Origin of the sequence: Marinobacterium sp. xm-d-579 (assembly GCF_013282935.1) — a bacterium.
Classification (GTDB): Bacteria; Pseudomonadota; Gammaproteobacteria; order Pseudomonadales; family Balneatricaceae; genus Marinobacterium_E.
Window position 1 is genome coordinate 642,211 of the sequence record NZ_WBYP01000002.1, and the last position, 14,174, is coordinate 656,384.

Annotated in this window: 9 protein-coding genes; 3 read left to right on the forward strand and 6 right to left on the reverse strand. The window is 46.1% G+C overall.

Annotated features, from left to right (window positions below):
• Positions 1 to 2: 2 nt before the first annotated feature.
• The 3 genes from XMD579_RS06735 to XMD579_RS06745 form a co-directional block, all read right to left on the reverse strand.
• Positions 3 to 440: a tripartite tricarboxylate transporter TctB family protein gene (locus tag XMD579_RS06735; RefSeq protein ID WP_173482061.1), complete on the reverse strand. Its 438-nt coding sequence runs from the start codon at positions 438 to 440 to the stop codon at positions 3 to 5.
• Positions 440 to 1,411, reverse strand: a complete 972-nt coding sequence (locus tag XMD579_RS06740; RefSeq protein ID WP_217363566.1) for a tripartite tricarboxylate transporter substrate binding protein — start codon at positions 1,409 to 1,411, stop codon at positions 440 to 442. Before XMD579_RS06740 ends, XMD579_RS06735 begins: the two co-directional genes overlap by 1 nt.
• A gap of 174 nt (positions 1,412 to 1,585) precedes the next feature.
• Entirely contained in the window at positions 1,586 to 2,260 is a 675-nt protein-coding gene (locus XMD579_RS06745) for a FadR/GntR family transcriptional regulator (protein WP_173483497.1), read from the reverse strand.
• An 83-nt stretch (positions 2,261 to 2,343) separates the two neighbouring features.
• Between XMD579_RS06745 and XMD579_RS06750 the strand changes: the two genes are divergently transcribed.
• A complete protein-coding gene (locus XMD579_RS06750) occupies positions 2,344 to 3,492 on the forward strand; it encodes an alpha-hydroxy acid oxidase (protein WP_173495475.1) in 1,149 nt (382 codons plus the stop codon).
• Between the two features lie 127 nt (positions 3,493 to 3,619).
• Here XMD579_RS06750 and XMD579_RS06755 read toward each other — a convergent pair whose 3' ends face one another.
• On the reverse strand, positions 3,620 to 5,035 hold the full coding sequence (locus tag XMD579_RS06755; RefSeq protein ID WP_173506113.1) for a TolC family outer membrane protein: 1,416 nt from the start codon (positions 5,033 to 5,035) through the stop codon (positions 3,620 to 3,622).
• Positions 5,036 to 5,238: 203 nt separating this feature from the next.
• On the opposite strand from XMD579_RS06755, the gene XMD579_RS06760 reads away from it, so the two are divergent.
• Positions 5,239 to 5,895, forward strand: a complete 657-nt coding sequence (locus XMD579_RS06760) for a transglutaminase-like cysteine peptidase (protein WP_217364091.1) — start codon at positions 5,239 to 5,241, stop codon at positions 5,893 to 5,895.
• A gap of 30 nt (positions 5,896 to 5,925) precedes the next feature.
• Entirely contained in the window at positions 5,926 to 7,851 is a 1,926-nt protein-coding gene (locus XMD579_RS06765) for an EAL domain-containing protein (protein ID WP_173506115.1), read from the forward strand.
• A 67-nt stretch (positions 7,852 to 7,918) separates the two neighbouring features.
• Here the strand turns inward: XMD579_RS06765 and XMD579_RS06770 are convergent, their stop codons facing one another.
• Together XMD579_RS06770 and XMD579_RS06775 are read right to left on the reverse strand one after the other, a co-directional pair.
• The gene (locus XMD579_RS06770; protein ID WP_173506116.1) at positions 7,919 to 8,257 is read right to left on the reverse strand and encodes a hypothetical protein; all 339 of its coding nucleotides are present in this window, start codon (positions 8,255 to 8,257) and stop codon (positions 7,919 to 7,921) included.
• A gap of 11 nt (positions 8,258 to 8,268) precedes the next feature.
• The gene (locus tag XMD579_RS06775) at positions 8,269 to 14,145 is read right to left on the reverse strand and encodes a retention module-containing protein (protein WP_173506117.1); all 5,877 of its coding nucleotides are present in this window, start codon (positions 14,143 to 14,145) and stop codon (positions 8,269 to 8,271) included.
• Positions 14,146 to 14,174: the final 29 nt, after the last annotated feature.

Genomic DNA, 14,174 nt, shown 5'->3' on the forward strand with positions numbered 1-14,174 from the left:
CCCTACCCCATCAACCAGCGCGGTAGCGCGAAAAGACTTAAACCGAAGATGAACTTAAAGATCAGGAACAGCGCTCCTGAGAAAAGCACTCCAGTCACCACAGCATTTTTTGCTCTAGCTTCAATCAGATAGGATACAGCGGTACCGGCTATCGCGGTTGAAACTAAGAAACCCAGCGGTTTAAGTGTGTAGGCATAGAAAACCAGCGCTACAACTGCAAAGCCAATGTGCATAAAGGTTGTTAAACCTGGCCACTCTGGCTCTTGATCCGGTTTCATGATCATCACAAGACCACAGATTACCGCTACCGACGCAATCATCATCGGGAAGGCTTTTGGGCCGAGAGGATCAGAGAAAAAAGGCTCTTGCAGTTGAGTGGCGCCCGCGAAATACGCGAGCGCCAGCACAACGACGATCAACCCCGTTATGCGATCTGTCATTACTTGATTACACCAAGCTCTTTAGACATATCTTGTACTTCCTGCATCACACCGTTTAGGTAGTTCTGGAAGTCTGGGCCCACTTTCGTGAACTTAACAAGACCGTTTGCTTCCATAGCGTCCGCCCACTCTTTAGAGGCTGCAACCTGAGCTAGCGCATCAGACCACTGCTTGTAAGAAGCTTCAGACGCACCTTTTGGAGTGTACAGACCACGCCAGTTAACCGCGACAACATCGATACCCTGCTCTTTAGCCGTTGGAATCACAGCATCTAGACCTGGAATTTCGATACGCTCGTCAGTGAATGAAGCCAGTACGCGAACGTCGCCGTTTTTGATGAAGCTTACAACACCTGAGATGTCACCTGTCATTGCTGACGTAAAGCCACCAACTGTCTGAGTGATCGCATCAGCGTCACCATCAACAGCAATGTACTTAACCTTACGGATATCCGTGAAGCCTTTACGTTTCAGTGCCATTAGGACTTTAAGGTGATCGTAACCGCCTGCAGCTGATCCACCGGCAAAGGCGTGCTTACCTGGGTTCGCAATAACATCATCAAGAAGCTCATTCAGAGTCTGGTATGGCGAGTCTTTAGCAACCACGATAACGCCAGGGTCAGCACCGATAGCACCTAGGAAACGAACCTGATCAGACGTCATACCTGAGTAAGCGTTTTGAGCTAGACGCGTTGCAGTAGCTGTTGAAGCAGCAACAATAAGATCACCGTCGTCGTTACGCTCGTTAACCACGTGCGCGTACGCTAGACCACCGCCTGCACCGGCCATGTTAGTGACTTGAACGGGATCTTTAACGGCACCGATGTCATGCATGATTTTGCCGATTTGACGACAAGTGAAGTCCCAACCACCGCCTGGGTTAGCAGGTGCAATACACTCAGCCGCCATTGCAGAAGAGGCAACGCTCATTGCAACGCCTGCTGCTAGAAATTTAATTTTTGCTAGTTTCATTTTCTTCTCCTTGTTATGAACACTGACATCGCAGTTTGATGAACAGTTAACGGGAATTTAAAAAAATCAACTCTTAAGAAAAAGCTTGTGGCGATAAGGATTATTAATTCTATAAACAGCATTTTGTTCATAAAGTTCACAAGAAAGCTTAACAGTATGGAATAAAAGAATTGTCTATTGACGGGCGAACGCTAACAAAGAGCGTGTGTAAAGCACATGCTCTCTTGCCGCCTCCTGCGCGGCTAACCGATCCCCTTGTTCAAGAGCCGAGAATATCTGCTGATGCTGTGGATTAATCCTCTCAGGATATCGCCCATATCGTTTAAGTGTTAGATCTAAGGCCTTGTAAATAGAAGAAAAATAACGGTTGTAGAAGAGCTCGCTTAAACTAGCGACTACGAGGTTGTGGCTGTATTTAGCGATCAGCATATGAAACTGAAGATCCGCTTTTGCACGAATCAATGTCGTGTTCTTTTGACTCCGCAGCTGCATCTTCTCGAACTCAGATCGAATGATTGCAATCTGCTTTTTCGAAGCGTTTTCAGCACAACATCCAGCGGCCACAGATTCAATAAAAGCTCTTAACTCAAGCACATCCCTAACGTCATTCAATGTCGGCTCCGCTTTCACCGGTAAATTAAGAACCACACTCTCTAAGGGGTTAACCAGACGAGTAAGACGTCCCTGCTGTTTAATGAGCAGACCGGCGGCAAGCAACTCTGACATAGCCTCCCTGATCGCACTTCGTGATACTGAAAAGTGAGCGGCCAACCTTGACTCAGACGGAAGGGTTTCGCCTGCTCGAGTGGTATCCATCAATAGCGATAACAGAGAAGAAGTGATCGACATAACTGGTCTGACAAGTGGTGTTTATTTTCTGCAAGAGTACTCTGCAACAGGATAGAGTGCAAAAAAAGTTAAGGAGCCCTTCAATGAGTATCATTTGCGAACTATCTGATCTACGTCGTCTCTACCACAAACGTGTCCCTAAAATGTTCCAAGGCTACTGTGAGTCTGGATCATGGACGCAACAGACGTTGGCAATGAACGACTCTGACTTTAACAAAATTCTGTTCCGTCAACGGGTGGCGCGTGATCTTGCACCCCGCACTCTAGCGACTCAGATGGTAGGACAAGATGTCTCCATGCCGGTTGCGATGGCTCCGGTTGGACTTCTGGGTATGCAGCACGCTGATGGTGAGATCAAAGCGGCACAAGCTGCCGAGGCATTTGGTGTCCCTTTTACTCTGTCTACCATGAGCATCTGTTCTATTGAAAAGGTCGCTGAAGCAACCACCAAGCCTTTCTGGTTCCAGCTCTACGTTCAGAAAGATCGTGAATTCACTAAGAAGCTGATCGAACGTGCCAAAGCGGCAGGCTGCTCCGCTCTGGTTGTTACACTGGATCTGCAGATGATAGGTAAGCGCCACGCAGACCACCGCAACGGTATGACCGCACCTCCCCGCCTGACTATCCCTAACATTTTAGATATTTCACGTCGTCCACGCTGGGCATTCGGCATGTTGGGGACTAAAAATCGTGAGTTTGGCAACATCCAAGGCTGTGCGACCGGCGTTGATGACATGAACGATCTAATGAAATGGACCGCTGGATCCTTTGATCCCAACCTAGATTGGGACGACTTGAAGTTCTTCCGTGAACTTTGGGATGGCCCTTTGATCATCAAAGGCATTCTAGAAGCTGAAGATGCGAAGAAGTGTATCGAACTAGGTGCCGACGCCATTGTCGTCTCTAACCACGGTGGCCGTCAGCTTGACGGTGCTCGCTCATCGATCAGCGTACTACCTGAGATCGTTGATGCTGTAGGCGATCAAATTGAGGTCTGGATGGATGGTGGTATTCGCTCTGGCCAAGATGTGATACGTGCTCGCGCACTGGGCGCTAAAGGCGTATTGGTCGGTCGTCCTATGGTCTATGGCCTTGGTGCTATGGGTAAAGCCGGTGTGACAAGGATGTTAGAGATTTTCCATGAAGAGGCAGAATTGACCATGGCCTTTATGGGGCATCGTGACATTGCCTCCGTTTCAAAAGATGACATTGTCATCAAAGGCGAACTTTAAGCGTTTTCAATCGCATCCTAGAGGCTAGGATAGCCGCGTTAACCTAACCTCTTTTACCAATCAAAAGCAGCCCTTGGGCTGCTTTTCTGCATTTTTAGTGATAAAAGAGCCTCTTCACTTTTTAAAGCTATTGGCCACTCATAACCTCCGTTAGAAGCGCTTCACGATCGATCGAATATTGTCGTGAAGGCTGTTCAGGGCAAAGGCTATAACCCTCATTGGACGGCGCCTGAACATCATCTGCAACACGTAAAAAAGATCGGTCATCAAACGATCTTACCAGCAAACCCATTGCAGAAAGTGTTCTTGCCTTAGCAATCGTCAGGTCGCTCTGTGCATTAACTAATGCTCGACGCGTTTCGAAGTACTCATTCTCAGTATCAAGAAGGTCAAGCAATGTGCGCTGACCAATATCAAACTGCCCTCGATAGGCGACGCGTGCTTTGCTTATGGACAGGGTGTTCTGCTCTAGCAGGCTTATCTGGCTTTGCAAATTATTAACTGCATTGAAGGCAACCATTGCTTCCTGACGAATGTCATAACAGGCGGCAAGACGTTCAGTCTCTGCACTGACCGCTGCCTTTTGGTACTGGCGAATAGCTGCTGCATCGCCCCCACCGTTGTATAAGTTGAAGCTGAGTACAAGCTCAACCGCCATATCCCGATAATTTCCAGAGTTCCCGGAGCGGTTTCTCTCGTGCTGATCGCGTACGCGCAGATCCAATTTAGGTTGGTTTGCCGCTTCACGCACTCGCTTATCAGCCTGAGCCGCCATGACTGATTCAGTACTGGCCATTAAGAAGGGGTGTTCTTGATAGGCCGTTTTTAGGACGCTATTAGCATCCGAACCTATCAGATCTGTATTCAGGGTAATATCTTCAAGGTTATCCTCTGGCTGTAGGTTAGTCATGCGCTGGTAACGAGCAGACACATCATGCAAATTAGCAACTTCTGTCAATAAGTTAGTCTCTGCCAAAGCTAATCGACCATTGGCTTGCTCTAAATCCACGCCACGACCAACGCCCTGCTCTACGCGCTCTAAGATCTGATCGTAAATCTTACGGTGCTCTACGTAGTTCTCTTTGGTTAGCGCTAAGAGTTTTTGTTCGCGTGCGACATCAACATAAGCATTAACCGCCTGAAAAGCCGCTTGCTCAGTTTCATATTTGAATTCAAAGTAACGGGCGCGGCGTTCATGACTTAAACGAGCCACCTGATTACGTGTCTCGTTACCGTCATATATCATCTGTGTCAGCGTAAGCGTTGCTGTTGAATGATGGTAATCATCCAAATCCGCTCCAGGACTTTTCGACCAGCGAGTACCCGCATCCATATCTAAATCGATACTAGGGTAGTAACCACCCTCAGCCGAACGTTGCTCTTCTGCTGCTGCTTCAAAGTTATACCAAGCGGCGTTCACACTTGGATTATTTAACAGTGCTTCACTGATTACTTTGTCAAAAGTGCTGTTCGCATTAGCGGTTAAGGCAAAGGATAAGGATAAGGAGCTAAATAATAAGGAGATCGCTATTATTTGACGCATTCTAGGTACCTGTTCAATTAATGGTCTTGCTGCATTGGTATAAATGTCACACAGCGTCTATATTGGATGTATAGAAGTCTTGTAATACCAATGCAAATTACAGGCCAACTTTTAGCAAATTGCTAACATTTATACTAAAGGGCATCAGACCAAGTTTTATGACTCTTACGCGCCCAATTTTCTATTCGAACTGGACAAGCAATTTGCTTAAGCAATTTGCAGGCGTGTTATGTGCAGTAACACTTACCACCGCTCTGGCCAATACAGACTATGATGGGATTCTAACTATCGCCAAAGTGCGCTACGGCGACCAAGCCGTTGCAACGGTCCAAGACTGGCAGGATCTCATTAATGAGTTAACCCCTCTAAAAAATGAAGCAAAGCTAGAGGCGGTCAACGACTTTTTTAACGAACGCGTGCTGTTTGTTGATGACATCTATAACTGGAAAGAGAGTGATTACTGGGCTACCCCTTTAGAAACCATGGGAGTTTTAAAAGGTGATTGCGAAGATTTTACGATTGCTAAATACATCACGCTTTTATTAGCTGGGATGCCCATGGAGCATCTACGCTTGTTCTACGTAAAAGCCAAAATAGGCGGCACCAATAGCCCAATTAGCCAAGCTCACATGGTGTTGAGCTATTACGAGAAATCCACTTCAGAGCCACTGATTCTGGATAACTTAATACCCGATATAAAAGCGGCCAGTAACCGCTCAGACCTCACTCCTGTGTTTAGTTTTAATTCTGCGGGCATTTGGGTCGGCACCTCTACTTCGGCCGCGTCAAATGATCCAGCCTCTAAATTATCGCGCTGGAGCGATTTAATTGAACGAATGCAAAAAGAGGGAATTCAGTAATGCCCTCTTATAACCCAATGGAGCTTGGCTATGTCATTAGTTAAACAGTTATGGATTGGCATCATCCTGCTTATGGCCATAGCATTTGGCGGCAGTTTTGTGGTGAGTAGTATGTCTGCAAAAAACTATTTAGAGAAACAACTCACGATTAAAAACTCAGACAACGCCAACGCCCTTGCGCTGTCTTTGAGCCGATCACAAGCGGATCCTGTCATGCTTGAGCTGACTTTGGCTGCGCAGTTCGATACCGGCTTTTATAGGGAAATTAAAATAACAGGAGCAGATGGCATTACTCTGCTAGAGCGCACAGATAACTCCAGCGTAACGGAAGCGCCTGAATGGTTTATTGAATTTTTTCCCATTAATGCACAGCCAGGGGTAGCAGCGATTCAAGATGGATGGACACAAATAGGCATGTTGACGTTAGAGAGTCATAACCGCTTTGCGTACACTGAACTCTGGTCTAGCACCCAAAAACTGATTGGCTATTTTGTCATTGCCGCTGCGGTCGCTGGAATCTTAGGCAGCCTATTATTGCGCGTTATTACTCAACCGTTAACAAGCGTTGTCAACCAAGCAAAAGCCATAAGCGAACGTCGTTTCATCACAACGCCCGAGCCTAAAACGCGTGAATTCAAGTCCGTAGTTTCATCAATGAATAGCCTATCTCAACGTATTCAAGAGATGCTAAGACAAGAGACAGAACGCTTGGAACAGTGGCGTAAACATGCACAGTTAGATGGCGTCACCAAGACACTCAATCGCGAGCCGTTTATGAACAAATTATCGGCAGCATTAAGCCATGATGACGAAACGTCTAACGGGGCAGTAATACTGTTCCGAATAGCAAAACTACAAGAGATAAACCACGAAGTCGGTCGCATACAGGCTGACAAACTGCTTGCTAACATCGGTGAGGTTCTTGGTGATTATGTTGTGAAAAATAACCAATGGGCTGCAGGCCGACTAAACGGGTCCGACTTTGCATTCTTAGCCACTGGTAATGAAAACCTGGGCCATTTAGCCACTGAGCTAAAGCAAAAACTTGAAGATTTAGTACGTAAACTTGATCTACGTAGCCTAGACACTATTCCCATGAGCGCTGCACAGTACTCGCCTAGGAACACACTAGCGGAACTTATGACTTTACTGGATACCAAACTCCAAGAGGCACAAATAAAATCCCTTCAAGACCCCTTAATCATAGAGGCGTTTAGTCACAGCGATGAACAGAGTAATAACAGTGTTGGGCACTGGAGTGAACTGATAAACGATGCCTTCAATAAGAATTCATTTAGTCTAGCTCAGTTCCCTGTCGTATCAGTGCATGGCAATTTAGTACATCACGAGACCGCCGCTCGCCTTAACGTACAAGGTTCACTTATCCAAGCCGGTGAATTTATTCCATGGCTACAACGATTAAAACGTACCACTGAATTTGACCGAGCACTCATTGAGCAAGCCATCAAAACACTTGAAAGCAGCGACCATACTTTGGCTGTAAATTTGATGCCCACATCCATAGATGATACTCATTTCAGACAATGGCTTACCAATACACTCAAAGCATCCCCCAAAGCAGCTAGTCGATTGTCTATTGAGATACCAGAACGCGGGGCTCATCAACGAATGGCCGCTTTTAAAGAGTTTATTAACACACTAAAACCCATGGGTGTTCGTGTAGGTATAAAACAAGCAGGACAAGATATAGAGCGGATCAGTGCACTTCATGATCTAGGTCTAGATTATGTGAAGATAGATGCCTCTTTGATTCATAATATCGATAAAGACACCCAGAACCAGACACTGATTCGCGCCCTATGTTTGGTAGTTCATTCAATAGGCTTAACGGCCATAGCTGCTATGGTTGAAACAGCTGAGGAGTGGAATATCCTTAACGAACTCGGGCTTGATGCAGGTGCAGGTCCAGAAGCAAAAAACCACCTTAGCGAATAAGCTAAGGTGGCTATCATAAGCGTTTAGATTGAAGATTCCCTTCTCACGTAAACTCGCAAAATGCGAATCATTTTAGAAACAGTTTTTCATCAGCCGGTAAGATGTCTAGCGTGTTATCTAAACCATCACGCAAGCGACGACGCATCAACATCTTCGCTTGGGACGCATCAGGCAACTCTGTAAACTGAATCACATTCTTCGCCATCAATAGCTCAATCACGTCATCCAACACACGAACAAAGTCTAGATCCGAGCGGCTAAGCTCAACATGCTCTTGCCCTGCGATAGAGGAGCTGAATGCCAAAACCTCACTGTCATCCGACGCAGTAGACTCGATAAACCCAGGCAGTACCTCTTGAGACACAGCCACCAGGTCACCACGTTCATTTCGCTTAATGTAGGGCATTATCGGGTTCCTTAATCGATGATGAGTTTGCCGGAATTCACTAGATCATTAATGACATTTTCCAGATCGTTAGATTCATTGTAAGAACCAAAATTACCGGAAGTTATGTCATCAACAGACAGCCCAGATAGGACAATATCTTGAGTATTACCATTAGAAGCACTAACGGAAATAACAGCATCCCCATCACTATTTTCAGAGATAGAAAGATCATTGTTACCATCTCCATTCAGAAGTTCGGCCAACGATGAGCTGTTATCGCTATCAAACAGATCTGCAATATTGATGACGTCACTACCTGTACCGAAGTCAGTAATGGTGTCAGTGCTACCATCAGCATCGGCTAAATTCCAAGCAAAGACATCGTCGCCAATACCGCCAGTTAAAGTATCTTCGCCTTTGCCGCCAATGATAGTGTCATTACCTGCACCACCATCAATATTGTCACCATTATCAGAGCCCACAAATGTTGAGTTACCCGTGCCGCCAAGTATTGAGCGCGCATCAGTAACGCCACTTTCTGAAGTAGAGACAATGAAATCTGGAATGAAATTAGGATCTAATGCTTCAGGGGTATTAATGAAAAGCTTGTCTGCAAATGAATCACTAACTGCGTCAAATGAGTTATCCAAAATAGCATCGTAGACAGTAGAATCAATCAAGAACTCTTCACCCGTATTACCAGTAGATGCTATTTCTACTGCTACATCGTTTGTATCAAGGTAATAAAGAATACTACCTTCAGGGAAGCCACTTAAGATAACCGGACCCGTCCAACTCTCATCCACTGATTCAACCAATTGTGCACTGATATCAATCGCATAGGTTTTACTGTAATAAGTACCCGGGCTGAATATCAAGTCATCAATCTGATAGCCATCGCCTGAATTTCCAAACTCATCGGTATTAGTAATAACCATAGTAGCTAGAGTCTGATCATCGAAATTTAGACCGAAGTTATCACCCCCCTGATTTAATTTCACATTAGTGCCATCAATATCAATGCTTACGACAACGCTGGTTATAGTGCCGACAGTGGCTGAAATATCTCGTGTACTCAGTGACCACGAATTATCACTGTGATCAAAAACCAACTCCTCATCTGCCTGATCGACACCAAAGCCAGCATCAAAGGTTACTTCACCTGAGGATCCGGTTACAGTCACTTCTATTTTAAAATATTCGGTATTTCCGTTCGAAGAAAGAAAATCTAACGTCTGGGGAGCCATTGAGCCTGATAAACTAAAGTCACTCGAATCCATATCTGTCGTATTTAAACCTACATCAAATGACAAAGTGTCTTTGTTAGTGTTCTTAGTGAATACCGTGAATGAACTCATTGGCGCTTGAACATTATCAAAATTCACATGAACGGTTTCGCCAATATCTATCCTGTTTTTGTCCGCGCTGCCGTTACTAGAATCAACACCCACACCTAGTCCACCACTGATATTGAGAGATGTTCCATCACCCGGCGAGAAAATAACACCTGAATCGGTCACATAATCCGATCCGTCAAATTCGCCTGTAATATCGTAAGTTAGCTCACTGCCTATCTTGACCTGCATTGAACCCGTGACATAGTCAGCAACAGGATCAACAGTGATATCCAAGATAGAGCTAATGCCCGTATTAGTTGTATACGTGACTTGTGGAACTGAACCATTCCAGTTGGTTGAAGGAGTGAAAATGTAACTACCGTCTGCAGCAAGATTTAATACACCAATACCAGAAATAGAATAATCTGAGCCGAGGGTAAACGTACCGCTTTCACCCGAAATTGAGAAAGAAGCGACAGATAATACGTCGTCTTCATCAGAGTCATTTTCTAGAACATTTCCAGATACGGCGACGTCTTCTTTGGTTGTGGCTGTGTCTGCAGTAAGTACGGATGGATCATTCTGTGCTGTGTACGTTGGTGTCGCATTAGCATTGGCTGTCTTACTGCCGCTGTCCGTCGCCGTTAGATCAACCGCTGGTAGCGTCGTGCCTGCATTGATTGCATTCACACCCGCCTGGGTTAGAACAACGTTCTCACCATCGAACGCGTAGTAACCTGCACTGTTCGTCGTACCGGTGAACGTCACGTCTCCAGCAGCAACCGTCAACGTGCCATCTTCTTCATCGCTCGCACTGAACGTCGCAACCGTTTGACCTACAACCGCATCGTTTTCGTTGAACGTCGCTTCAGCTGTCACGGTGATGGTTGGACCATCGTTCTGTGCTGTGTACGTTGGTGTCGCATTAGCATTGGCTGTCTTACTGCCGCTGTCCGTCGCCGTTAGATCAACCGCTGGTAGCGTCGTGCCTGCATTGATTGCATTCACACCCGCCTGGGTTAGAACAACGTTCTCACCATCGAACGCGTAGTAACCTGCACTGTTCGTCGTACCGGTGAACGTCACGTCTCCAGCAGCAACCGTCAACGTGCCATCTTCTTCATCGCTCGCACTGAACGTCGCAACCGTTTGACCTACAACCGCATCGTTTTCGTTGAACGTCGCAGCCGCTGTTACGTCGATTGTAGGACGATCATTGACTGGCGTGACCTTGATCGTTGCCGTTGCTGGTTCTGAATCCAACTCACCATCATTTGCGGTGAAATTAAAGTTAGTTTCGCCGTTCCAATTCTCATCTGGTACAAAATATAGAGTTAGCTCATCATCACTCGCAGCGTAGCTCGTATCTGCAACAGCTAATGTGGTCAGTGTTGCATCAGTATACAAAGTACCGTTTGCAGGCAAGTTGTCTAGAGTGAAGGTTTCAATACTGTCATTGAGGTCGATATCGCTGCCGACGAGTGTGATGGTGATGAAAGAATCATCTTCGCCCCCTGTCACTTCAACCGAATCTGCTTCAGGTGAATTAGCATCCAAAATAGTAGCTTCACCCAGCCCAGTGACTGTTAATGTTTCAGGGCCACTTTGGTATTCAACTTGCACTTGTAAACGTGCGAACTCATCGCGAGGTGTGTCAGCGCCACCATCGGGTGTGTTATCAAAAACCGTTGAGTAAGATGCTTGAAAAGTAGTCACCGCGTCAGGGAGAGTAAATGAACCATCACTGTTGGCTGAGATGGTTTGGGTATTCAGATCGCCATCTGTATAGGTGACAGACACTGGGGTTAACGAATAGTCGTCATGTACGGAGGCGGTTGCACCTGAATTGGTTGGGGTTAGGGTGATGGTCTTTTCACCCGATGGTAGCTCTGATGGTAGAACGACCGTGTAGGTAATGTTTGTACCTTCTTGTTGCGCATCACCTGTGATGGTCATGCCATCATTATCGTAAATACGGACTGAGGCTTCAGGATCACCCAGTACGGCATTGTCTGAAACCGATAGAACGTCAATTTTGAAAAACTCGGTTTGCTCAATTATTGAATCGTCAATAATTGGCACTTGAATAGTAACCGTCGATTCTCCCGCAATGATCAACGCTGTTCCTGTGTCGCCATCATTCGGAATAGCGGTGTAATCCAATCCTGCTTTGGCACTCAAATCAGCTGTTTGATAGGTGATCGTCGTATCGGATGTATCGGTTACTAAATTACCGTCTTGATCGACTAGGCTGAACGTTAGGGTCGCGTAACCGTCATCTTCATTGACCACTGCAAAGTTTACTTCAACGATAGGTGTTGTGTTGGCCGTATCGTTATCTATGATTTTTGCTTGGATGTTCTCTGAATAGAAGTTGTCACCCTCTACCAACATATCGATAATTTCAGTGCTTTCGATGTAGGGATCATCGAAGACGGGAATTCGAATTTCTACAGCGGTTGAGCCTGCAGCCAGTTCAAATTCAAAGATTGGTAGTGGTTTATCATAGTCTGCACGAGTGTAGGTTTCGTCCAGAACCTGCATATCCACCCACTCGCCATCACCATTACGATATTGAATAGGGACTGAGAAGTCGTCTGAGTACTCTGCAAAATCAGTCCCACTCCCTTCTGGAGAGAACTTAACCGTCAGTTTTTGCGCCTCATCAAAAGCGAGTGTGCTATTCACCACAAATTGACTGTAAACACCATCCTCTACAATATCAGCAGGATTAGCTGATAGGTGTGACTTGTAAGCGTCTATAGCGCCAGCGCCTTCAACTTTTACGGGTACTGTCCAATCCCATATGGTGTAATCAAAGGCTAGGTTCTCTAGGAGACCGTCTTCCACTTCAGCCGCTAAGTCATCAAGGCTCGTCTCATCATCTGCGGAAAGTGTAACGACACCTGTTTTGGTTTCGGCATCAAACTCAATTGACAGGCTTCTGTTTGCGATGGGAGCACCATCGTTATCGAGCAGGCGAACACTAACATCAGACAGCTCCATGTTATTCATCATGGAGTCGTCGTTAATCTGTTTAGGTACGTAGCCATAAGCGAGCATTGAAGCATCTACAACGAACTTGATTCCAGAGTCATCAATCTCAAGTGTTTCAGGCGCTGTGCTGTAATTTACAACCCGGTCAGACTCTGTGCCTTCCTCAAACCATCCCCAGGTATCTTCGGTACGAGCGTCCATGGTTTCGGGATCGCGTTCACCGGCTAGTTCGCTGATAGTGTCCACTACGTGCTGCATGGCAAGCGTCTCGAAGCTGTTCATGCGCACACTGCCTGTTAATGTATCTGTGTCAGATAGATTAACTACTCGCGTCATCTCGAAAGTATCCCCCGAGTTGTTAGTGACGGTATAAGCGAATGCCTGCTCGCCGCTTAATTCACCATTTGGCGTGAAAGTGAAGTTTCCATCTTCGTCGATTACAACCGTTCCGCCATTGGCGCTGTTTACTTCATAAGAGACGCCTTCCATCTCTGACTTAGCAGTAAATTCGACACCGGCTTTGGATAGCGCATCTGAAACCTGCCCCTTACCTGAGTTCATCAAGTTGAGTGCCTGACCTGTTGCTGGATCGACATAGTTTTCGAACAGGGTGCGAATCGCGGCGGTAATCTCAATATAATTAGAGAAAGCAACTGAAGCTTCTTCAGCACTAATGTCTTGAGTCTGAAGCCCATCTATGTTGTTGCCATCATCAAGGTCTGAATCTAATGCCTGAAGAAAAATAGCGACGTTCTCGACAAACTGATCATTAGTTTCTGAAAGCGATAGACCTTTTAAGTCCTGAATAAACAGGTAGGGTCCTTGAATGAGGTCTGCTGAGAATTCAGCAATGATGACAGCACCTATTGAGAAGGTAATGGTATCGCCATCGTTGTAACGAAACGAACCAGGTTCACCCGCATCACCCGTTAATCCCGTTAGTCCAGACGAGGTAGTGTAGCTCACGCCATTGACAAAATTGTCGGTAAATTGAGCAATGTTCGGCGCAACATCACTCTCAGTGGTTAGATTAAAGCTTGCGCTTTGCACTCCTTCGAACGGCTCTTGCTCTTCTGTGACAATAAAAGGAGTGGTTGTGGTGAGTGCTAACTCTATTTGCTCATCAATTCGATCTAAGATGACGAAAGAGTGGCCTTCCCCTTCGCCCTCACCTGTCAAACCTGCTGCGGTCTCTTCGAGCAAGTCATCTAAGGGTCCATCCCCTTGCAGCGCGGCTAGGATTTGATCCGCTTCTGGCGTGTTAGTAGCTACTTGATCGCGAACCTCGTTAATGAGCTGATCTAGGCTAGCTTCGCTAATAACAGCCTCTTCCGCAGAACTCGCTGTGGTTGCCATAAGATCATTTGAAACGAGTGTCTCTTTAGCACCCGTTAAGGTGACAACCGTGCCATCGGTCATTAGCAAATTAGCTGCCTGTCCACTTTCAGTGAGCACTAAATCACCAAGGCGAAGTTGATCACCGACACTCAGTTGACGAAGAGAACCCGCCTCATCGCGAACAGAAATAGGCGCTGTAACTGATTGAACGGTAGCAATAACTGGGTTGGCCATAATGTAATCCTACTAAGAGAGCTATATAG